Source organism: Paenibacillus sp. R14(2021) (genome assembly GCF_019431355.1).
GTDB lineage: Bacteria > Bacillota > Bacilli > Paenibacillales > Paenibacillaceae > Paenibacillus_Z.
This window is the reverse complement of record NZ_CP080269.1, coordinates 4,997,157-5,018,807: the sequence shown is the minus strand read 5'-3', so window position 1 is coordinate 5,018,807 and position 21,651 is coordinate 4,997,157. Positions and strand designations below refer to the sequence as shown.

Below are 21,651 nucleotides of genomic sequence, written 5' to 3'. Positions count from 1 at the left end.
GATGATCAGCTCCCTTCCCCGTAAACGTAGAACCCGCGGCCGCTCTTGCGTCCCAGCCAGCCTGCGTGCACATAGCTGCGAAGCAGCGGACAGGGCCTGTATTTGGAATCGCCGAAGCCGTCATGCAGCGTTTCCATAATGGCGAGGCATGTGTCCAAGCCGATGAGATCAGCTAGGGCGAGCGGGCCCATGGGGTGATTCATCCCGAGCTTCAGGATCCCGTCCACGGCCTCCGCTGAAGCGACGCCTTCATACACGGTATAGATCGCCTCGTTGATCATCGGCATGAGAATCCGGTTGCTCACGAACCCGGGGAAATCCCGCACCTCAAGCGGCGTCTTCCCCATCCTTTCGGCGAGGCCCGCCGTTCTTGCGTACGTCTCGTCGCTCGTGCGCAGCCCCCGGATCATCTCCACCAGCTTCATCACGGGCACGGGATTCATGAAATGCATGCCGATGACCTGCTCCGGCCGCCGCGTCGCCGCAGCCAATTCCGTCACCGACAGCGAAGACGTATTGCTCGCCAAAATCGCCCTTTCCCCGCATATTCCGTCCAGCGCGGAGAAGATCGCCTTCTTCACCGGCATGCTCTCCGTCGCCGCTTCAATGACCAGATCGGCACCTGCCGCATGCTCCAGCCCGCCGCCCGGATGGATGCGGGCCAGCGCCTCCGAAGCCGCCTCCGGCGCGATGCGCCCCTTGGCGGCACTGTCCGCCAGCCGGCCGCCGATGCCGGCAAGTGCCTCCGATACCCGCGCATCGTCCGTATCATGCAGCAGCACCCGGCAGCCTGATAACGCCGCGACCTGCGCGATGCCGCTGCCCATCTGCCCGGCGCCGACGACTGAAACCGAATGGATATCCATGCTGCCCGCCCTCCTTCGTCTAGCCGATTAAATGACTGTGAAACTTCGTCGACGCCTGGGCCCAACTGCTCCTTCCGCAACGCAGTTCGGAGCATGGCGGCTTAGCTGCGCACCGCTTACAGCTTAGCTCGCAGCGCGGAGCTCCGCACTCACGCTCACCCGTCAACCCGAATCAACAGCGCATCTCCCTGCCCGCCGCCGCTGCAAATCGCGGCGATGCCGAGTCCGCCGCCGCGGCGCCGCAGGCCGTTCATCAGCGTCACGACAATCCGCGCGCCGCTTGCGCCGACGGGATGCCCAAGCGCAATGGCACCGCCGTGCACGTTGACCTTGCTGCTGTCCCAGCCGAGCAGCTTGCCGCAGGCGAGCACGACAACCGCGAACGCCTCGTTCAGCTCGATGCGGTCAACGGCATCCAGCTGCAAACCTTGACGCTGCAGCAGCTTCTGCACGGCAAGCACCGGCGCGATCGGATAGAGGCGCGGCTCCACGGCGACGGCCGCGTGTCCGAGCAGCACCGCCTGCGGCGTATAGCCTTCGCGCAGCGCCCTCACCTTGGACGCGACGATCAGCGCGGAGGCGCCGTCGTTAAGGCCCGGGGCGTTGCCCGCCGTTACCGTGCCGGTGCCGTCCGCCGAGAACGAGGGACGCAGCGCCGCAAGCTTCGCCGCGCTGGTATCGCCCCGCGGCGCCTCGTCCGTGTCCACGGCGAATACGTGGCTCTGCGACTCGGGGCTTCCTCCGGCAAGGGGCACCGGGATGATCTCGCTGTGAAAGATACCCTGCAGTTTCCCCAGCACTGCGCGTTCATGGCTGCGCAGTGCCCATTCGTCCTGCTCAGTCCGGCTGATGCCGTACTCGGCTGCGATGCTGTCGGCATAGTCACCCATATGCCGGTCGGCGAAAGCGCAGCGGAGGCCGTCGCGCAGCAGCAAATCGGCGGCTCCGCCGTTACCGAGCCGCCGCCCGAAGCGAAGATCGGGCAGCGCATGCGGTACGCTGCTCATGCTCTCCATCCCGCCGGCGACGATCAGCTCCGCATCGCCTGCCGTGATGACTTGCGCAGCCAAAGTAAGGCTGCGCATGCCGGAGGCGCATACTTTGTTCACGGTCTCGGCGGGTACGTGGGCGCCAAGACCCGCATGCATCGCGGCCTGCCGAGCCGGGTTCTGCCCCGCCCCGGCTCCGACCGCCATGCCCATGATCACTTCGTCAACGGCTTGCGGGGCGACCCCGCCCCGACGAAGGGCCCCTTGAATCGCGATGCCGCCAAGCTCCGCCGCCGTAAACCCTTTTAATGCACCGCCAAACTTGCCGATCGGCGTGCGTGCGCTGCCGACGATTACCGTTTCAGCCACGGCGCCTCCCCCTTCCCGTTCTAGGCTGCGACGCCGCAAGATCAAGCTCCTTGAAGATTTGGACGGTCTTAGCATCCCGCATGCAGCGCTCTACGGGATACTCCTTCATATAGCCGTATCCGCCGTACACCTGCACCGCATGAATGCCGTTCGCCATCGCCGCGTCCGCCGCGAAGCTCAGCGCAAGCGCGGACGTCCCCTCGTCGGCCAATCCCTCATCCTCGCGCCAGGCCGCCTGGCAAGCCAGCAGCCCGGCCGCGTCCGCCGCCGTCTTCATATCCGCGAGCAGGAACGCAATCGCTTGATGCTTCGCGATCGGCTTGCCGAACTGCGCACGTTCCTGCGCGTAACCAAGTGCCGCATCGAGCGCTCCTTGTGCGATGCCCGCAGCGACCGCCGCAAGCCCGTAACGGACGCCTGTGGAAGCTCGCCTTGCTATGGCGCGTCCCTGTCCTTCCCCGCCGAGCCGATGCGCCTTCGGAATACGGCAGCCCTCGAACGACAGATGCGCCATACCCGCCGCGCGCAAGCCAAGCTTCTTTACGACGGGCTGGATGACAAGGCCCGGGCAATTCTTTTCCAGAATAAACGCATTGTATCGTCCTCGGCCGCTGGTTCCCGGTTCCCCGGCCGTCTCGGCATAGATAATGAAGAGCTCCCCGTGCGCGCCGCCGGGAACGTATTTTTGCTGGCCTTCCAGCAGGTAACTGTCACCGTCACGCTTCGCCGTTACGCCGACCCGCAGCTGCGATCCTCCGACAGCCGCGCCGGGGAGCACGCCTGCACTAGGCAGCCGCCCATCGATCAACGAGCCCAAATACGCCTCCTTTGCCTCCGCGCTGCCAAACCGAACGAGCGGCCAAGCCGCCAAGAACAAATGCGCCCACAGCGCCGCCCCGAGCGATGCGCTGACCCGGGACAGCTCCTGCAGCACCAGCGCGAAGCTGACAAAACCTCCTCCGGCGCCGCCGTCTTCCTCCGGCCAAGGCAAGGCCGTGAACCCTAATGCCGCCATCTCGTCAAACGACTGCCTGTCGAATCGTTCCGCCTCGTCCAGCACGGCTGCCCGCCGCGCTGCCTCCTGTTCGGCAAACCGCGCCGCCATGCCGCGGATCATCATCTCTTCCTCCGAAAGCCCGAATTCCACGTCAAGACGCTCCCCCCTTCTTGAACCAGACAGAGCGTGCCGGCTTAACTAGCGCTTATTACATCGTATTTGCTCTGCCTGCAATTCATGATAAAGCGAGGAAACCGATGCATGCGAAACCGAGAACAGAAGCAGTCCCATGTCATGTCCTCCCCCTGCCGTTTAACGACAACAATCCCGTTACCCGCCTGATTCAGGCGGATAACGGGATTATTTATACGATCTTACAGAAATGTTCTTCGTTTGATGACAGTCCGCTAACAATATCCAGCTACGATGGTAGCATTGCAACCCTAATCCGGAGCTCAGGGAGGAATATTCGCTCATGAAACGAATGCGCAGCTTGAAATCGCGCCTTTCGAAATGGAGAAATGCATGGAAGTCGCTGCAAAACGGACCTCTTCCGCAAGCGATGTAATTTGCGGCGCAGCAGCGAGCGAAAGCGCCGATTTTCCCCAAACAAAAACCACTCCGCCCGCCGAAGTGGTTCTTCTTTTTCCCCGAAAGGTATACTACGATTCTACTCACCCTGACTTGGCGGCAGCTTCAGGCATGTTCTGCGTCCTCAGCTTAAACAACAGCGCCGACACCAGCAGCAAGCTCCCGTTGATGACGAAAATCCAGCGAATCGGCATCCAGCCGCCGAGCAGCCCGCCGATAATCGGACCTGCCATCGTGGCGATCTGGGCAGCCGACTGATTGAGGCTGAACGCTCTGCCGCGGAAATCCGCTTCCGTAATCTGCACGATCATCGCATTAATCGACGGCGATACAGCGGCGAAGAAGAGACCGTAGCTGAACCGCAGAATGCCGAAGCCGATGTAGTTCGACACCAGTACCTGCAGCAAATTGCCGATCCCGCTGCCGACAAGCCCGATCAGCAGCATCTGCTTGTAGCCGAATTTCCGCCCCCACTTGCCCCAGCGCGGCGCCATGATGACCGTGGCAATGCCCACCGCCGAGAAAATAATGCCGGAGCTCAGCGATGCGCTGCTCTTCTCTACCCCCATGCGCAGCACGTAGACCGTAATGAGCGGCTCCAGAATCATGACGGAGAACGTGCTGACCGCAACCATCGTGAGCAGCATCGTGAACATCCGGTTCGAGAGCGCATGCTTCAAATCATCCCGCACATGCGACCTGGCTGCTTTGCGGTTGAAGTTCTGCTCCTTGACGAGGAACGTCGCGATCAGCGCCGAAATCAGCACGATGGCACTCGAGAACAGGAAGGCTTCGCGGTTGCCGAAATAATGGCTCACGACGCCGCCGACCAGCGGTCCGATGATGCTTCCCGTCGCTCCGGACGTCGACATGATGCCAAGGGCATAGCCTGTCTTCTCCTCCGGTGTATTCGTTGCCACGAGCGCGATCGAAGACGGCACGAAGCCGGCCAGCAGCCCCTGGAAAATGCGTATAACCAGAAATGTATACGGATCATGCACGAAGTAATTGATCAGGTAGAGCGCCGCAAGACTATAGCCAGATCGGATCAGCATCGGCTTGCGACCGTATTTATCGGATAACGACCCCCAATATGGCGAGATCAGCGCGCTGGCCAGAAACGTAATGCCAAACGCTACGCCAGACCAGGCTTCCAAATGATGCTCGACGCCAAGCTCCGTATTCAGGAAAATCGGCAGAAACGGTATCGAGATTGAATAGGCCATGCTGCAGAAAAAAACACCGATCCACAGAATGGCTAAGTTGCGTTCCCACGAAAAATTCATTGCTGCAGCCCCGTCCTTTCACAAGCACAAGAACATGCGGTCTCAGCAATGAGCTGCTGGGGCCGCACATTCTTATCCGGCTCGGCCTAGCGATTGTCTACTTTCTCGGGATACATATCGTGATTCATGAGACGATGGTTTGCCATTTCCTCGAATTTCGTGCCGGGGCGGCCCCAGTTGCAGTACGGGTCGATCGAAATGCCGCCGCGCGGCGTGAATTTCCCCCATACCTCGATATAGCGCGGCTCCATCAGCGCGATCAGATCGTTCATGATGATGTTCATGCAGTCTTCATGGAAATCGCCATGGTTGCGGAAGCTGAACAGATACAGCTTGAGCGACTTACTTTCGACCATTTTCACGTCCGGGATGTAAGAAATATAGATGGTTGCAAAATCCGGCTGTCCCGTAATCGGGCATAGGCTCGTAAACTCCGGGCAGTTGAACTTGACGAAATAATCGCGGCTCACATGCTTATTGTCGAACGTCTCCAGCACCTCCGGGCTGTAAGTAAACAAATAAGAGGTCCCTTGGTTGCCCAAATGGGTAATACCGTGCAATTCTTCTTTTGCTCTTCCTGACATTTGCTTCATCACTCCTTGTATTTGCACTGTACGGGCGTTACTCTTGTTCTAGTAGCTTACACCTTTAAGCTGTCTAAATTCAACTTCGAGGAGAGGATCCCCATGCTTAGCACGCCTGCAGCCGGCGAGTTCGGCGCTCATTTTGGTCATTATATCGGTCTCGTTGCCGACCGGGACGTTCTTACGCAATTAAACGACAATCAGACGCAGTTGACCTCGCTTTATACGGAACTGACGACGGAACAATCGCTGTTCCGGTATGCCTCCGGCAAGTGGAGCCTGAAAGAAGTACTTGGCCACATCGTAGACACGGAGCGGATTATGAGCTACCGGATGCTGCGCATTGCGCGCGGGGATCAGACGCCCCTCCCCGGCTTTGAAGAGAATGATTACGTCGCCGCCGCCGATTTCGACAGCCGTTCCATTCAGGAGCTGCTAGGCGGCTACATAGCTGTGCGCGCCGCCACAGTCAGCCTCATAACGAGCATTGCGGCAGAAGCATGGACACGCCAAGGCGTTGCAAGCGGCACCGGCATGTCTGCCCGCGCATTCGCGTATGTAATCGCTGGGCACGAACGGCATCATTTAAACATCATCCAAGAACGGTATTTAACCGCGCTCTGAACACGATAAAATAATTGAGAGAGGTGCATCTCTGCACCTCTCTCATGCTTGCCTATCCCTTGTAATTAATAGCCCTCGCCGCTTCCGCCGCTCACGATCGCCACGCTTGCGCTGGCGCCGATTCGCGTTGCGCCCGCTTCAATCAGCTTAAGCACGGTTTCCAGATCACGTACGCCGCCCGATGCTTTAACGCCCATCTCCGGTCCAACCGCTTCACGCATGAGCGCGATGTCAGCCACCGTAGCTCCGCCATGTCCGAAGCCCGTAGACGTCTTCACGAAGTCCGCGCCTGCATGCTTGCAAATCGCACTGGCCTTCACTTTCTCTTCATCGGTCAGCAAGCCGACCTCCAGAATGACCTTCATCACGGCACGGCCCTTGCACGCTTCTGCAACCGCACGCACATCCTGACTCACGGCCTCGAAACGGCCGGACTTCAATGCACCGACATTCAACACCATATCGATCTCCGTCGCTCCGGCCGCGATCGCGTCTCTTGCTTCCGCGACTTTCGAAAACGTGCTCGAAGCCCCGAGTGGAAATCCGATTACCGTCGTGATGCCGACGCCCGTGCCTTGCAGCTGCTCCGCTGCTTCAGATACCCAGTAAGGATTGATACAGACGGTCGCAAACTTGTTTTGCTTCGCCTCCGTGCACAATTTGACGATATCCGAGAATGTCGCTTCCGGCTTCAACAAGGTATGGTCAAAGTAAGCAGCCAGTGCTGCTCCTGTTAATTCGTTGCTCATTCTAATCCGTTCCTTTCTTTCATGCGGGTTTATGGACGATCCATCAAGTACTTGGCGGTAAACTGGTCGGTAATCAGCACATTCGTATATTTGCCTCGAAGAGCACCGTAAATACCATCTACTTTGCGAATGCCGCCTGCAACAAGAATAGATTGCTCCTTCTTCTTCAAGTCGTTCAAATCAATGCCGATTGTCCGTTGGTCCAGCTCCTGCGAGCAGATGATCCCGTCAATATTGAAGTAGCGGGAGCAGATGTCTCCTGCCCCCTTCTCGTAAATCAGCTTCAACTCTTCATCGCTAAAATAGTTCGCCTTGATCAATACGGAATCTTCCGTCGGTGCGCCGACCGTCACCATCGCCACATTCGCCTTCTTGCCCAGCTCCAGAATATTGCGAATATGGCGGTCGGTCTCGATCGTGCGCTTCACTTCCGGGTTATCGAAAATCGCCGGCAAGGGGATGAAGTACGGAATCGTGTGAAATGCTTTGCCGAACAAGCTGATAATTTCGCTGGCATAGGTGCTCGTCTCGGAGTGGCTGACACCGCCGTTCAACTGCACAACCTTGACATCCCTTACATGCTTATCCTGCAAATTAAGCGCTACTTCATACAGCGTCGTTCCCCACGTCGCTGCCACGATATCGCCGTCCTTGATGATATTGTCGAGATATTTGGCGGCTGCCACGCCCAAATACTTGCGTACAACGACATCCGCATAATGCGGTACGTTGACAATGACCACTTTCTTGAGTCCAAATTTTCGTTCGATTTGACCGGCTAGAAGATCGTTGTTCTCTATGGGGTCAATAATATTGATGACCACATAGCCTTCTTCCTTCGCCTGCTGAATGAACCGACTGACCGTCGGCCTCGATACGCCTAGCTGCTTCGCGATTTCCTGTTGACTGTAGTCCAACTGGTAATACATCCGAACGGCATCTATCATTTTCCCTCGTTTGTCGTCAGTGCGTTCGTCATACATGGGTTCTCAACACTCCCCTGGCCCAAGATTTAACGTTTACCGGAATCGAATACCTCCCCTGCCGCTTTAGGTGCCTGCGAACTCTTGGAGAACACCACCAGCGCGATCAATGTCACTGCGTATGGAAACACTTTAAGGATATACGGCGGAATCTCAGCCAATGCCGGAATAACCTGCGACACGTTGGCAATCGTCGTTGCGAAGCCGAAGAACAGCGTCGCCGCGAGAATACCGAGCGGCCGCCATTGGCCGAAGATCAATGCCGCGAGAGCAAGGAAGCCAAGGCCCGATACGGAGCCCGTAAATTCCCCCGAAATCGTAACCAAGTGAATGGCGCCGCCAAGACCTGCGAAAGCACCGGAAATGATAACGCCGATGTACCGCATCCGTCTGACGTTAACGCCGGCCGCCTCTGCTGCCTGCGGATACTCGCCGCAAGAACGAAGACGCAGGCCGAATGGCGTCTTCTTCAGCAAGAAGGCACTGAACAGCACGATAGCGAGAATGATCCACGTCGTCCAGTAGGTCTTGGAGAAGAGAAGCGGCCCAAGAACCGGAATATGGGACAACCCCGGTACATTAAAGGGCTGAAATCCATTTTCAAGCCGAATATTGCCGCTGCCTGTAATGTTGCGCGACAGGAATACGGTAATCGCACCAGCGATCATGTTAATTGCGGTACCGCTGATGACTTGATTGGCGCTCAGATGGATGCTCGCGAAGGCGTGCAGCAGGGAGAAGAGAATGCCGACGACCGTCGCAATCAGCAGACCAATCCAGATGGACTGCATCGGATGTCCCGGCCAAGCCGCGTTCAATTTGTAGATCGTGAACGCGCTCGTGAACGAGCCGATAATCATGAGCCCTTCTAGACCGATATTGACTACGCCGCTTCGCTCGCTGAACAGCCCGCCCAAAGCGGTAATGAGCAGCGGAATCGTAAACATGATCGCGTAAGGAAATATTTGAACAAGTGTCGTCCACATCAGCTATCCCTTCTCCTTTCCGTTGACCGGTCCGCCTGTGCCGCCGTTAACCGGCATTGAAGGAGCGCGCCTTTTGTTTAATATCCGCGTAATCAGCTTATCGAGCAGCACGCTCGTAGCCGCAAAGTAGATAATGATCGCGATAATCGAATCCGCGATTTCCGGCGGTATTTCCGTCATGGCGTTCATAAAGCCGCGTCCCGAATATAGTAATCCAAAGAACATCGCGGACAGCAGCACGCCAAGCGGGGAATTCGCGCCGAGCAGCGCAACGGCGATTCCGTCGTACCCTTGCGACGGCAGCACGCCGATCTGAATGTTCGCACCGTTGCCCGCGTATTGAGCCAAGCCGCCGAGGCCGGATAGCGCGCCGGAGATCAGCATGGAACGAATGATGCTTTGGTTGACGCGAATACCGCCGTACTCGGCGGAATGCCGGTTGTGACCGACCGCTTTGAGCTCGTACCCAAGCGTTGTTCTGTTAATGATGAACGCGATGAGAATCGTAGCAATTACCCCAAGGTATAGACCCATATTGACATAGGAGCCGCCGAACAGATCCGACAAATGCATCGCTTTAAGCGTCGCCTTATCGGGAAGGAGCCTGGACTCCGTCTCGATCTGCTCCCCTTTCAAGTAAGCAGGCACGGCGTAATACACCGTCCAATAGGCGACCCAGTTCATCATAATCGTGGATACAACCTCGTGAACGTTGAACCGCGCTTTAAGCAAGCCCGGAATATACGCCCATACACCGCCGCCAAGGATCGCTGCCAGAATCATCATCGCTAGCAGCAGCGGTCTGGACGTATCCACATTGAGGCCGATTACGGTTGCGCAGAAGCCGCCGAACAGCATTTGTCCCGCTGCCCCGATGTTGAACAGCCCCGTACGGAAAGCGAATGCTACCGACAAGCCGGTGAATACGAGCGGCGTTCCCGTTGCCAGCGTATTGCCGAAGCGCTCGGAATTTTTTAAGCCGCCTTGAAAGAGGAACTTGTATCCCTCTATGGGATCATGCCCTGTCGCTGCCATCAGAATTGCGCCGCCGAGTAAGCCGAACAATACCGCAAACAGGGATATCACGATGCTTCTCATTGTTCTCCCCCTTTGCTTACGCCGGCCATCAGCAAGCCTATTTCTTTTTCGTTCGTTTCGGAAGCATCCACGATGCCGATTAATTCTCCGCCGTTCACAACCGCGATACGATCGGAGACGTTCAAGACTTCGTCGAGCTCAAGCGATATGAGTAGCACTGCTTTTCCTTTGTCTCGGTGCTCGATAAGCCGCTTATGAATATATTCGATAGACCCGACGTCAAGTCCGCGCGTTGGCTGAACCGCGATGAGCAGATCCGGATTAAGCTCGATTTCCCGCCCGATAATCGCTTTCTGCTGGTTACCGCCTGACAACGAACGCGAGACGGACACAGGACCGCGTCCCGAGCGTACGTCGAAGCTGCTAAGAATGTCGCTCGTATATTTCCGAATCGCGGACCGGTTCAGAATCCAGCGCTTCGAGAACGGCTGCTTATTGTACACTTCCAAGATCATGTTCTCTTCCAGTGTATAGTCAAGCACCAGGCCCCGCTTATGCCGATCCTCCGGAATATGAGCAATCCCTTTATCGATCCGCGACCGGATGGAATCGCGCGTGATGTCCTTTCCTTGAAGAAGAATACGCCCGCTTTCCGTCTTGCGCAGTCCTGTAATCGCTTCCACCAGCTCCGTTTGACCATTGCCTTCCACGCCCGCAATACCAACAATTTCCCCTGCGCGAACGTCGAGGTTGAAGCTCTTCAGCCCGGCTACTTTCTTGTTGTTATTGACGGTCAGTTGTTCCAGCTTCAGGATAACTTCACCCGGCTTGCTGCGTTCTTTGTTCACTTTGAACGAAACGTTGCGGCCAACCATCATTTCCGCCATTTGCAGTTCATTGGTCGTTTTGACATCGACCGTGCCGATCGTCTTGCCTCTGCGGATAACCGTGCAGCGGTCCGCAACCGCTTTGATTTCCTTCAGCTTGTGGGTAATCAGAATAATCGATTTGCGCTCGGCTACCAGCTTCAGCATAATTTTGCTAAGCTCTTCGATCTCCTGCGGCGTCAGAACGGCAGACGGCTCATCGAAAATAAGCACCTCTGCGTCGCGGTAGAGCATCTTCAGAATTTCAACCCGCTGCTGCATGCCGACAGAGATATCCTCGATCTTCGCATGAGGGTCCACATTGAGGCCATAATGCTTGGACAGCTCTTCAATCTTACGGGAAGCCCCTTGGATATTCAGAACGCCGCCGCGCGTCAGCTCATTGCCCAAAATAATATTTTCCGTAACGGTAAAATTGCTAACCAGCTTGAAATGCTGATGCACCATCCCGATACCGTAATTGTTCGCGACGTTGGGATTGGCGATTCGAACCTGCTTGCCGCCAACCTTGATGGAGCCGCTGTCTGGCTGGTACATGCCGAACAGAATGCTCATCAACGTCGATTTGCCCGCCCCGTTCTCGCCGAGAAGCGCATGGATTTCTCCCTTCCGCAGCTGAAGGGTTATATCATCGTTCGCGATGACGCCAGGAAATTCTTTGTGAATATTGATCATTTCCACTACAAACTCCATACGATACGGCTCCTTTATCACAATAATCGTAAGGCAAGCAACCAAAAAGAGACGGATCTGCCCGTCTCTTCAAGGATATGACATACTTATAGCCTATTTTTATTTAATCAAATCGCCTTTTTCGGCAGCCACTTTGATCTCGCCGCTTTTCAGCTTCGTGATCACTTCGTTGACTTTCGTTATCGTAGTGTCGTCCAGGTTCGGGTTCGTTGCAGGAATACCTACGCCGTCGTTCTTGATGTCGAATGTCAAGGTTTGTCCACCTGGGAATTTGCCTTCTTGCAGCGCCTTCACCATATCGAAGGAAGCTTCGGAAACCTTCTTCATTGCAGATGTAAGGATGATGGATTTGTCGCCTTCATATACGCCGTCTTTGTATTGGTCGCCGTCAACGCCTACGATCCATACGGATTTGCCTGCTTTAGCGCGCGTTTTCGCCTCGTTAATCGCACCTACGCCTACGCCGCCTGCAGCGGTGAAGATGAAGTTAACGCCGCGGTCATACATTTGCGCCGCGATTTGGCCGCCTGCTGCCGCATCGTCGAAGCTGCCTTGGTACACGACATTTTCAGGCTTAAGCGTGATTTTCGTACCGAGATTGTCGTTCGCGTATTTCAGGCCTTGTTGGAAGCCCCAGTTATACTTTTGAACCGGCGGGATTTCAATGCCGCCGATGAAGCCAGCTTCGCCTTGTTTCAGCTGCAGCGCGGACGCTACGCCTGCGATGAAGCCCGATTCATGCTCTGCGAAGAAGATCGATACCGTGTTCGCTCCAACTTTTGGCGTCATATCCTTTGCTGTATGCGGTGAGCCGTCGATTAGGACGAAGTTTGCATCTTTGTATTTATCTTGTGCTGCATAGATAGCTGTTTCGAATTTGAAGCCTGGTACGACAACCATTTTGTAGCCTGCATCGTACAGGTTGCCGATTTCTTTCAAGTAGTCGGATTCTGTTGTGCCAGTCGGTTTCAAGTATTTGCTCTCAACGCCTAGATCTTTCGTAGCGCGCAGCAAGCCTTCCCAAGTACCTTGGTTAAACGATTTGTCGTCAATGGTGCCGGAATCCGTTACCATACCTGCTTTAAACGATGCCTTCGTGCCTTCGTGCGCGCTTCCGCCGTTCGTACCTGCGTTCGTGCCTTCGTTCTTGCTGTTGTTATTGCCGCACGCTGCCAAAACCAAGATCAACGTACAAATAACGAGCAGCCCAATACTTTTCTTCATTCCTTTACGCCCCATTTCCATATTTAGGTGTGTTACAGCCCCTGATTGAACATTTGTAAAAAAGCTGTTTTATCATTTGTTTGATATGTAACAAATATACGGGGATTTTCCCTTTTTGTAAACAGCTTTTGTTGAAATAACCTGTACTTCCTCTCTCTTAACGTTAGATTATGTGACATCAGATTGACACCTATCCTTATTTCACCATCGTATTACCGGAATCCTGGGGTCTTTCCAACATTCTTCCTGACGTATCATAGGTTTTCAATTTGCAAGCATGTCCCCATTCGAAGCCTGGATGGGACTGCTCACAAGCACAGCCGTCTTCATTCGTCGAGTCATTTCGACAGCAAACGACTTCAGTATGTAGTATAGCCGAATTCACTGGTAATTTCTTCATAAATAAACATGAAAGTGTTAATTTTTTTCTGGATGACGCCGTGGGCATCCACAGTGTTCGAGCAGGCAGCAGGTACATAAGCATACAACAGTTTCCGAATCGTATATTGCCAAAGGAGTGATTCTATCCATGTTCCCCCCCTAATCAAGCCAGTCAAATGCAGAGCGGCATGCAGCTGCAGCAAAAAGCGATGTACCTTATCGGCCGTCCGGTCGGCATTTCCTTGAAGAACGGTCACGGCGTATCCGGCACCCTCTGCAGCGTCCAAAACGGCGAAGTCTATGTGGTCCAATATTTGTATGCATCCCAGTTTGCCACCTTCCATTACCCCTTCAACCAAATCAACGATATTCTTCCATACCCCGCGTGTCAGTAAACTAAAACAAGAGCCGCCCTTCGTCATGTCCCCATGACCTCGGGCAGCTCCGTTTAGAGGAAGCAGGACTAGCTTATACTGCGGTGCTTCAACGAATCGACGATCAGATTGGCAAAAAACTCGCCGCCGCTCCGTTTCAGATGAACGCCGTCTTTGGCGAAGAAGTCCTCATGATCCTTGCTGGCGGTATACCAATCGATCAATTTCGTATTCGGCGTGTTTGCAACGGTATCTGTCAGCATGTCATTCACGACATCCTGCCATTTGCGCGGCACGCGGGTGTTCACAAAATAAATGGTATGGTCTTCGCCGATCGCTTCCAGCAGCTGATTAAGCTGCTTCTGCGTAAAGGAGCCATTGGTGCCGAGCTCGACAACGACGATTTGGCCAAGCTGCCTGCGCTTCTTGAGATCTGCAATCACGTCGTCCGCCTGAGACATTTGACGGCCGACCTTCCCTTCGACGACGACGCCTTTGATCCGTTTCTCCAGGAAAGACTTGGCGTCCAGAATAACGGAATCACCGATAACCGTTACACCAGAGCCTGCTTTCGGATTCGTTGTGGCTGGCTGCTGTTCGTGCCCGCCCGAATTCCCTGCTGCAGAGCCGCCTTCCGGCTTCCCTGCCTCAGAGCTGCTATTGTCTCCGGCCACCTCCGGTTTCAGATTCCCGCTGTTCCCTCTGTTCGGGCCTTTGCCGCTGCCCCCGCCCGGTGAGCCGGATCCTGGTTTTGTTGTATCGGCGCCGCCCCCCTTTGAATCATCAGCCGGTGTTCCCGAGCCGGCTGTCCCGTCTGATGCACCGGATTCCGCCGCGTGGCCCATGGTATCCACTAATCCAGCACTGCCCCCATCCGATGCATGGTTAACGGGCTGGTTATTTTCCGCTGCCGTATGGCCGTCGTCGCCTTCAACCTTATTGTTCGGACTCGAGCAGGATACGCTGACGATCATCAGCGCGCAGATGCCCGCAATCATCATGCCCCGGCCATGTTTCAACGGACTCACGCGTAAGTCTGCCGCGAACTTGCTGCGAAGCTTGCTGAGCGCACCGTGCCGAATCGGCTCCTCCACATAACGCCAAGACAGCTCGGCAAGCATTATGGATACGAGCACTTGAACCATGGCGCGGACCGGGTGGAATTCATCCACCTGCGCCGCCGGCGTCGATAATGCAATGACGGGATAGTGATACAGATATATCCCGTACGACCTGACGCCCAGCCGCCTGATCGGCTTGCTCCCGATCAGGCGGGCCAGCCGGCTTGCCGGGTGAGCCATCGCCGCAACGACGGCTGCGGTCGCTGCCGATACAATCACCATGCCGCCGCGATAGAGGAAGGTATCGTATTCGCCGACACGAGCAATCATGAACGCAACCGTCAGGAGTCCGGCGATTCCGACCGCATCAAGAACGGCTCTGCCGCGGTGTGAAAGCGCGCTGCTCAGCTTCCAGCTCGGCCAGACGACCGCCAGGGCCGCGCCGGTCAACAGCCCAAAGGCGCGCGTATCCGTACCGTAATACACCCGGCTCGGATCAAGCCCGGGCACATAAATCAGCGCCATAGCGGCTGCCGATACCGCCGCTCCGCCTAGAATCCAGAGCAGCAGCCTGCCGCGCTGCCGAAGCTTGCGCGCCATGAATACGAGTACGATCGGCCATATGAGATAGAACTGCTCTTCGACCGCAAGCGACCAGAGATGGCCGAGCGGAGAAGGCGGTCCGAAGCTTTCAAAGTAAGACACGTGATGGAAGATCATCCGCCAGTTGCTGTAATAAAGCAGCGCCGATACGATCTCGCCTTTCATCGCGAATAATCGAGCTGGGTCAGTGACCAGCAGCCATGCCGACACGAGCGTCAGCATGATCATCATCGCAGGCAGCAGACGCCGCGCCCGCCGAATCCAGAAATCCCCCAGGTTCAGACGCCCTGCCGTGGCATGCTGCTTGAGTAGAATATCAGTGATGAGATAGCCGGAAAGAACGAAGAAGATGCCGACACCCAGCAATCCGCCCGGCACCCATGAGAGGTTAAGATGATAGGCGATGACTGCAAAAACAGCGATCGCGCGCAGCCCGTCAAGGCCGGGCATATAACGGCCGCTGTTTCCTAATGGTTTTGGCATAAAACATTCTCCTTCCAGCAGGGGACGCTTCCCTCATGCTGTCTCGATTACCGCGTGATCCGGTTACAGTGTCGATTATAAGACGCGCTCCATTTAATGTCGTTACAGAAGAGTTACAACACGGTATCAAAGCAGCGCCTGCTCCTGCTCGATTTTGTAACCAATTGGACAAGCCTCGAATACACAAAAAATCCCCTCGGCCTGCGCCGAAGGGATCAACCATTAATGAAAATAATCCGCTACGCCTCTCGCGATCGCCGCGGCTGCTTTTCGCTGGTATGCGGAACCGCGGACGATCGACTCGTCCTTCGGATTAGAGAGGAAACCCAGCTCCACCAGCGTCGCGACGGTGTCGTTCTCGCGAAGCACATACAGATCGCCGAAGGAAAGCCCGTTGCTGCGAAGTCCGCTGCCGGCCCCGTTCAGCTCCGCCTCGACCGCCTGAGCAAGCGGCTTGTCCTTCTTCTCGGAGTAGAAGAAGGTGAGCACCCCGCTCGTCTTCTTCACGGACGAATTATAGTGAATGCTGACGAAGGCGTCGGCACGCTTATTTTCGCTGATGCGAACTCGCTCCGACAGCTCCGGTTTCACGTCCGTCGTACGCGTCATAATGACGGTCGCGCCGAGCCGCGCCAGCTCCTGCTTGAGATATTGCGCCGTGCTGAGCGTAAGCTCCTTCTCTTTCGTATCATAGGTCGTTCCGATCATGCCGGGATCACTGCCGCCATGTCCGGGATCGACGACGATAACTTTACCTCTAATGCCCTTGCCGGACGGCTTTGAAAGTCCCGCGCCTTTGCCGACATATTCCTTGGCCACCCAGCCCGCAACCTTATTGACCGTTAGGATGTGAAGCCAATCGCCTTTGCTGCCGGAGATCGTAACCTGCTCGCCTTGCTTAAGCGATCCCACGACTTTGTAGCTCGTCCCTGGACCGGAGCGAATACGCAGGGAATCCGTGATGACCGTCGCGGTCGAGCCCGGGTTCGTGCTCACATGGCCCGACGAAGGAGAGCCTGTCGACGTGCCCGCCGTCTGACCGCTGTTATCCGACTTGCGCAGCAGATAGCCTGCCGCATAACCGACGAGTTTATTGCGCTTGATCTGTACCCAGCCGTCGTCTTCCTCGTCCGTAACCGTAACGGTATCTCCGGCCTTTAATTGGCCGACGACAGAAGCCTGCAGAGACGGTTCGCTGCGGACATTGAGCACGGCGCTGCTGACTTTGGCTTGATAGGGAAGCTTGGTCGTTGCCGACGCTTCGCTGGAACGCAAGCCTAGGACACCGATAACAATAACTAGAATAAGAGCCAGACTGATCTGTTTTCGCATACAATCTCCTTCCTGCTGATAGAAAAGGTAGACTCCTATTATAGCAGGGCTGGAAGAATACGACATCCTACAATTTGGCCGTTTTTGTTACCATTCAAGGATCTTCATGAAGCGTGATTTCGCCTTCATTCGATCGCCCTAATCCTTATACGGGTCAAACTCATCCGCCCCGGCCATGCATACGCCGATCGGCTTCAGTACGTGAAGCACGTCGATGGTCCCGGCATGAGCGTCCAGCACATCCTGCAATTTGCGGTAGACGAACGGACTTTCGTCGGTTCCGGCACCGCGAAGCTCGACGCCGAAGGCATCCACCGCCGACTTCATCTGTGCCGGGGTAATCCGTCCTCCGCTGCGGGTACGGGTTTTCCAGTTCATTTTGCCCGCGGCTTCCGTTCGGCTCATGACACGGCCCGCTCCATGCACCGTGCTGTAGAAGGCATCCCGGTTCTCGGCCGTGTCCTTGCCCTTCACGATGACGGAGATGTCGCCCATGCTGCCACCGATAAAACCAAGCTGCCCTGGCGCGGAAGGCGTCGCTCCTTTGCGGACGACCACGGTATCCATACCGCTATGGCGTTCTTTCCAAGCGTAGTTATGATGGTTGTGCACTTCGAACTCCGCCTCGGCGCCCAGTATCCTGAGCACTTGGCTCATGACGTAATCCCGGCCAGCATAGGCATAACGCCCGGCCAGCCGCATGGCACGATCATACATGTCGCCAAGCTCGCTATGCAGAGCTAGCAGCACCGGCGGCTGATCCATCGATTCGCCCGGAGCCTTGCCGAGAAACTCCCGCCCCGCGGCCATGTTCATGAACCCGCTCGCCGTCTTGTGACCGAAGCCGCGGCTGCCAAAATGGTTCGCCGCCCACAATCTGCCCGTCGTCTCCTCCTCGAACAGATCCACAAAATGATTGCCGCTTCCAACCGTTCCCAGCTGATCGCGCGCAAGCGTCAGTAGCTTATCATGCTCCTGCCGCCCGACTGCCCGGTACACCGCCCAATCCGGGTCGTCGAACAGCTCGTGATCGACGCGTTCCTTGTTCACCCGCCCGACGCCGAACGAGATGTTTCGCGCAATTTCATTCATGACGGCGGCAAGGCGCGGCTTCACGTCCTTCGCCATCAGGTTCGTACGCACCGCTTTATTGCCGCAGCCGATATCGTAACCAACGCCGGAGGGCGAGGTTTGCCCGTCGTATACGACGACGCCTCCGATCGGCTGGCTGTAGCCTTTGTGATGATCCGCCATAAGCAAAGTCTGCACGACATTGCCGGCGGACGCGCAAGTTTTCGCTTGCGATACCGCCCCTTCATCAGGGGTGCCCCAAACGCGTACGCCGTCTATAAGTGTATATGCCACCTGCATCATCGCTCCCATGCTTCATAAATTGCGGACCGGAATATCCGGTCCAATTCGCTGCCCTGCGCTGGCTGAGCTGCCGGAATCGATACCGCGGCTTCTTCGAAGTACGCGATCTGCGCCTCCAGATAATCGTTCAGAACGGCCAGACGAGGCTCGTAATCCAGCTCGTCACCGGCGATTTTGCGCGCCAGCAGCCGGTCGATGGTCAGCCTCAGCTCGCTGTTCTCCGGAATCATAGCCGCCGCTAATGTTTGAAAGTCCATCGGCGGCATCGTGCCCGTGCGCTCGATCCAGCGGCAGGCCAGAATCAGCCGCAGCACATAGAAATATTTCTTCATTCGCACGCGGTCGCCCTGCAGGTAGACCCGGTAGTTCCCCCGTGCCATATGCAAGTAATGATAGAGGCAAGAACGGGGCGAGAAGGCGAGCGGCGACAGCCCGCGAATCCGTTCGGCGGCCGTCGTTTGCTCCATATAGAGAATCGGCGACTGCAGCCATTCCAGCAGCGGAGGGTTCGATTTGCGGAACAGCTTTAGCGCCTTCCTCAAATCCCACCCGCTGATATCCAGCATGCTGCTGATCGGCCGCTCAATAACATCCCTGCGTTCGTCAATCGATAGATATTCGTCCATGGGGCGCACATAGATGAACCGCACATCGTAGTCGCTGTCCTTGGACGGGAAGCCCCAGGCCCGGCTGCCGGATTCGCAAGCATAGAGGATGCGCACCTGTTCCTCCTGCTCAATGGCTGCGAGCTGTTCGTTGATCTGTGCTTTCGAGTAGCTGATGGTCAATGGAATCCTCTCCTTCGTTTCCGGCTCTTGCATCATTGTCCATGATTGCGCAAGTTTCGAACACGGCGAAAGTATGGCGATGCGCGAGAAACATTGCCGTTCCACATCAAGATGAGCCCTGCTACAATAGAGGCATAGCACAGATGGAAGCCGGTGACAACGTTGGCAAAAGAAAGCTTCGATAAAGAAATCCAGTTTCTGCGCATGCTCGTTCTGACCAGCGGCGCCTATAACCGGCAGCAGTTTGCGGACCGGCTCGGCATTTCGGTCCATACCTTCGACAAAACGATCCGCCGCCTGAAGGAGATCGTCAGCGCCGTACAGCAGCTTCCCGATGAAAGCAGCCGGGAGTTTACGGAGGCGGTCCGCTTCAGCTACTACGATTCCGCGGATCCGATGCTGCTCTTCCTGTTCCGGGCGAAGTCGCTCAAGGAATCCGAGAGCTACCGCCTTGCCCTGCTGCTCTCGGCCCTGCACGAGAAGCCGATGACGGCGCTGGAGCTGCTGGAGCACTGCTGCAACGAGCCTACCGGCGGGGACATGCTCTTCCCGGACGAGAAGACGATCCGCATGGATCTGAAATATATGGAGGAGGTCGGCGTCATCAAGCGGGCGACCGGGCCGCGTCCTTACCGTTACCGCATTCAGAACGACCTTGTGCGCGAGCTGTCGAACGACGAGCTTGTCGATCTGATGGACTTCGTGGATGTCATGGCCAACACGCAGGTGCCTTCGGTGCAGGGCTATCTGCTTCGCGACCATCTCCGCAAAAGTCTAACGAGCAGCGGCTCCAATACGGACAATTCCGGCCCTGTAGTGGAAGCCGCTGACGCGGAGCATGCCGAAGCGTCTGCGGCTTATCGCCTGCAGGCAGCTGCGGAGCCTTTTCTCTACAAATATCACTACTACTCCCGCATACTCGATGAGGCACATCTGTTTACGCTGCTCGCGGCGATCCGCAGCCAGCGCAGGGTGAACTTCCTGTATTTCTCGCCTAAATCCGAGCGGAGCTACGGCGCCAAGAACACCAATCCGCTGTTCGAGCGGGAGAACAGCGGCACCGAGCAGACCGCACTGCCGATCCGAATTGTCTATGACCACCAGTACGGCAGATGGTATATGCTCGCCAACAACAGCCGGGACGGCATTCGTAAATTCCGGCTGGAGGGCATGACGCAAATTACCGAAGGCGATGCCGTCGAGCCTGCGGTGTTCGAAGCAAAGAAAGCCGAGCTCGAAGCCCGCATGCAGCACAGCTGGCTGATCGACACGGGCGCTCCCGTTAAGGTGCGGGCGCGTTTCTTCCACCCCGGCGCTGGCCAGCCTAACTTCGTACGCGAGCGGGTGCTGCTGCAGGGGCAGTGGGGCGAAATCGTCGAGGAAGAAGACGAGGCGTTCATCTATGAAATCACCGTGAACGGCATTACGGAAATTCGGCCTTGGCTGCGGAGCTTCGGCTCCAGCTGCGAGGTGCTCGCGCCAATCCAGCTGCGGCGGGAAATGATCGCGGAGTGGAAGGAGATTGCCGGCTACTATGAATCCATTTGAAAAAATCTTCAATTACCAAGTCGTCTCCCGCCTGTCCGGATCCGGTACCTTCATGGTGACGTCCCACGAACGGGCCTGGCTCAAGCTGATGCTGCAGCACCCGGCAGCAGTGTCGGCATTTGCCCCAGAAACGCTGGCCAAGCTGCAGTATATCCTTCAAGAAGACGACGCGTTGACACTGGAGGCGATTTTTGAGGAGAAAGCACGCAGCCGCGAGAAGCAGGTCTATCACCCGCTTCTTCGTCCCCTGCGAAGATGCATTGCAGCGGGGTCAGGCGTGCTGCTGTCTTACTTCGTCAAGGATGAACGCGAATTCTCCCGCCAGCAAGGCGTTCCGTACAAGCTGGAGTATTCCATGGTGAAACGGGAGTGGTACCTGCTCTGGTACAACCTCCGGCAGCGCTCGTTCATGTCCACGAAGCTCGCCAAAATGACGGCAGCCGAAGAATTAAAGCTCGCACCGGAGCGCTTCGAGCAGGCGATGGCGTTCATTGCGCACAGACAGGAACGCGTCCGGCAGACGGCGCTGATCGAGGTCGTGCCTGACTATAATCGGGAGCTGTCGCGTATCCTTTATGCGTTCTCCTGCTTCGAGAAGAGCGTCGACTACGACGAGGATGCCCATGTCTACACGGTGAAGCTCACCTTCGGCAGCGACGAGAGCGAGTACGTGCTGTCTAAGATCCACTTTCTCGGCAAGCGGGTACGGATCGCCGAAGGTGATTATTTGCGGAAGCGAATGCTGGAATCCTCGCGGAAGGCGCTGGAACGATACGGAGTTAAGGCTGTGGAGGCCGAGGAAGATTTAATTGGTTGACCAGCATGAAAAGTCCGGCAGCCT

The 21,651-nt window shown here is 56.4% G+C and carries 19 protein-coding genes; 4 read left to right on the top strand and 15 right to left on the bottom strand.

All coding sequences use genetic code 11. The features are described 5' to 3' along the window. Nucleotides 1–5 precede the first annotated feature (5 nt). The 5 genes from KXU80_RS23245 to queF form a co-directional block, all read right to left on the bottom strand. The gene (locus KXU80_RS23245; protein WP_219835505.1) at nt 6–866 is read right to left on the bottom strand and encodes a 3-hydroxybutyryl-CoA dehydrogenase; all 861 of its coding nucleotides are present in this window, start codon (nt 864–866) and stop codon (nt 6–8) included. Between the two features lie 155 nt (nt 867–1,021). Further along, a complete protein-coding gene (locus tag KXU80_RS23240) occupies nt 1,022–2,224 on the bottom strand; it encodes an acetyl-CoA C-acyltransferase (protein ID WP_219839194.1) in 1,203 nt (400 codons plus the stop codon). Further along, nucleotides 2,217–3,371, bottom strand: coding sequence for an acyl-CoA dehydrogenase family protein (locus KXU80_RS23235; protein ID WP_219835504.1), 1,155 nt, complete (start codon nt 3,369–3,371; stop codon nt 2,217–2,219). The genes KXU80_RS23240 and KXU80_RS23235 overlap by 8 nt, the downstream gene beginning before the upstream one ends. A gap of 524 nt (nt 3,372–3,895) precedes the next feature. Continuing rightward, the gene (locus KXU80_RS23230; protein ID WP_219835503.1) at nt 3,896–5,098 is read right to left on the bottom strand and encodes an MFS transporter; all 1,203 of its coding nucleotides are present in this window, start codon (nt 5,096–5,098) and stop codon (nt 3,896–3,898) included. A gap of 86 nt (nt 5,099–5,184) precedes the next feature. Then, nucleotides 5,185–5,682 (bottom strand): preQ(1) synthase, encoded by a 498-nt coding sequence (gene queF / locus KXU80_RS23225; protein ID WP_219835502.1) that lies wholly within the window; start codon nt 5,680–5,682, stop codon nt 5,185–5,187. 102 nt (nt 5,683–5,784) lie between these two features. Between queF and KXU80_RS23220 the strand changes: the two genes are divergently transcribed. Next, entirely contained in the window at nt 5,785–6,306 is a 522-nt protein-coding gene (locus KXU80_RS23220; protein WP_219835501.1) for a DinB family protein, read from the top strand. Between the two features lie 65 nt (nt 6,307–6,371). Here the strand turns inward: KXU80_RS23220 and deoC are convergent, their stop codons facing one another. From deoC to KXU80_RS23190, 6 genes are all read right to left on the bottom strand, one after another. Further along, nucleotides 6,372–7,055 (bottom strand): deoxyribose-phosphate aldolase, encoded by a 684-nt coding sequence (gene deoC, locus KXU80_RS23215; RefSeq protein WP_219835500.1) that lies wholly within the window; start codon nt 7,053–7,055, stop codon nt 6,372–6,374. A gap of 29 nt (nt 7,056–7,084) precedes the next feature. Continuing rightward, entirely contained in the window at nt 7,085–8,038 is a 954-nt protein-coding gene (locus KXU80_RS23210) for a DNA-binding transcriptional repressor DeoR (protein WP_219835499.1), read from the bottom strand. 29 nt (nt 8,039–8,067) lie between these two features. Next, nucleotides 8,068–9,024: an ABC transporter permease gene (locus KXU80_RS23205; RefSeq protein ID WP_219835498.1), complete on the bottom strand. Its 957-nt coding sequence runs from the start codon at nt 9,022–9,024 to the stop codon at nt 8,068–8,070. A 3-nt stretch (nt 9,025–9,027) separates the two neighbouring features. Continuing rightward, nucleotides 9,028–10,122, bottom strand: a complete 1,095-nt coding sequence (locus KXU80_RS23200; RefSeq protein WP_219835497.1) for an ABC transporter permease — start codon at nt 10,120–10,122, stop codon at nt 9,028–9,030. Then, complete coding sequence (locus tag KXU80_RS23195; RefSeq protein WP_219835496.1) at nt 10,119–11,642, bottom strand: ABC transporter ATP-binding protein; 1,524 nt, start codon at nt 11,640–11,642, stop codon at nt 10,119–10,121. Before KXU80_RS23195 ends, KXU80_RS23200 begins: the two co-directional genes overlap by 4 nt. 99 nt (nt 11,643–11,741) lie before the next feature. Beyond that, nucleotides 11,742–12,866 carry a BMP family lipoprotein gene (locus tag KXU80_RS23190; RefSeq protein WP_219835495.1) on the bottom strand — a complete coding sequence of 375 codons (1,125 nt, stop codon included), beginning with the start codon at nt 12,864–12,866 and terminating at the stop codon, nt 11,742–11,744. 569 nt (nt 12,867–13,435) lie between these two features. Between KXU80_RS23190 and KXU80_RS28210 the strand changes: the two genes are divergently transcribed. Next, complete coding sequence (locus tag KXU80_RS28210) at nt 13,436–13,642, top strand: hypothetical protein (protein ID WP_258171120.1); 207 nt, start codon at nt 13,436–13,438, stop codon at nt 13,640–13,642. 68 nt (nt 13,643–13,710) lie between these two features. Here KXU80_RS28210 and KXU80_RS23180 read toward each other — a convergent pair whose 3' ends face one another. The 4 genes from KXU80_RS23180 to KXU80_RS23165 all read right to left on the bottom strand — a co-directional run bounded on the left by KXU80_RS23180 (nt 13,711) and on the right by KXU80_RS23165 (nt 19,256). Further along, nucleotides 13,711–15,768 (bottom strand): acyltransferase family protein, encoded by a 2,058-nt coding sequence (locus KXU80_RS23180; RefSeq protein WP_219835493.1) that lies wholly within the window; start codon nt 15,766–15,768, stop codon nt 13,711–13,713. A gap of 222 nt (nt 15,769–15,990) precedes the next feature. Continuing rightward, a complete protein-coding gene (locus tag KXU80_RS23175) occupies nt 15,991–17,100 on the bottom strand; it encodes an N-acetylmuramoyl-L-alanine amidase family protein (RefSeq protein ID WP_219835492.1) in 1,110 nt (369 codons plus the stop codon). A 138-nt stretch (nt 17,101–17,238) separates the two neighbouring features. Continuing rightward, nucleotides 17,239–18,471 carry an RtcB family protein gene (locus KXU80_RS23170; RefSeq protein ID WP_374987801.1) on the bottom strand — a complete coding sequence of 411 codons (1,233 nt, stop codon included), beginning with the start codon at nt 18,469–18,471 and terminating at the stop codon, nt 17,239–17,241. Next, nucleotides 18,471–19,256 (bottom strand): nucleotidyltransferase domain-containing protein, encoded by a 786-nt coding sequence (locus KXU80_RS23165; protein WP_258171490.1) that lies wholly within the window; start codon nt 19,254–19,256, stop codon nt 18,471–18,473. Before KXU80_RS23165 ends, KXU80_RS23170 begins: the two co-directional genes overlap by 1 nt. 168 nt (nt 19,257–19,424) lie before the next feature. Between KXU80_RS23165 and KXU80_RS23160 the strand changes: the two genes are divergently transcribed. After that, a complete protein-coding gene (locus KXU80_RS23160) occupies nt 19,425–20,810 on the top strand; it encodes a helix-turn-helix transcriptional regulator (protein ID WP_219839192.1) in 1,386 nt (461 codons plus the stop codon). Further along, on the top strand, nt 20,797–21,627 hold the full coding sequence (locus tag KXU80_RS23155; protein ID WP_219835490.1) for a WYL domain-containing protein: 831 nt from the start codon (nt 20,797–20,799) through the stop codon (nt 21,625–21,627). The genes KXU80_RS23160 and KXU80_RS23155 overlap by 14 nt, the downstream gene beginning before the upstream one ends. Nucleotides 21,628–21,651: the final 24 nt, after the last annotated feature.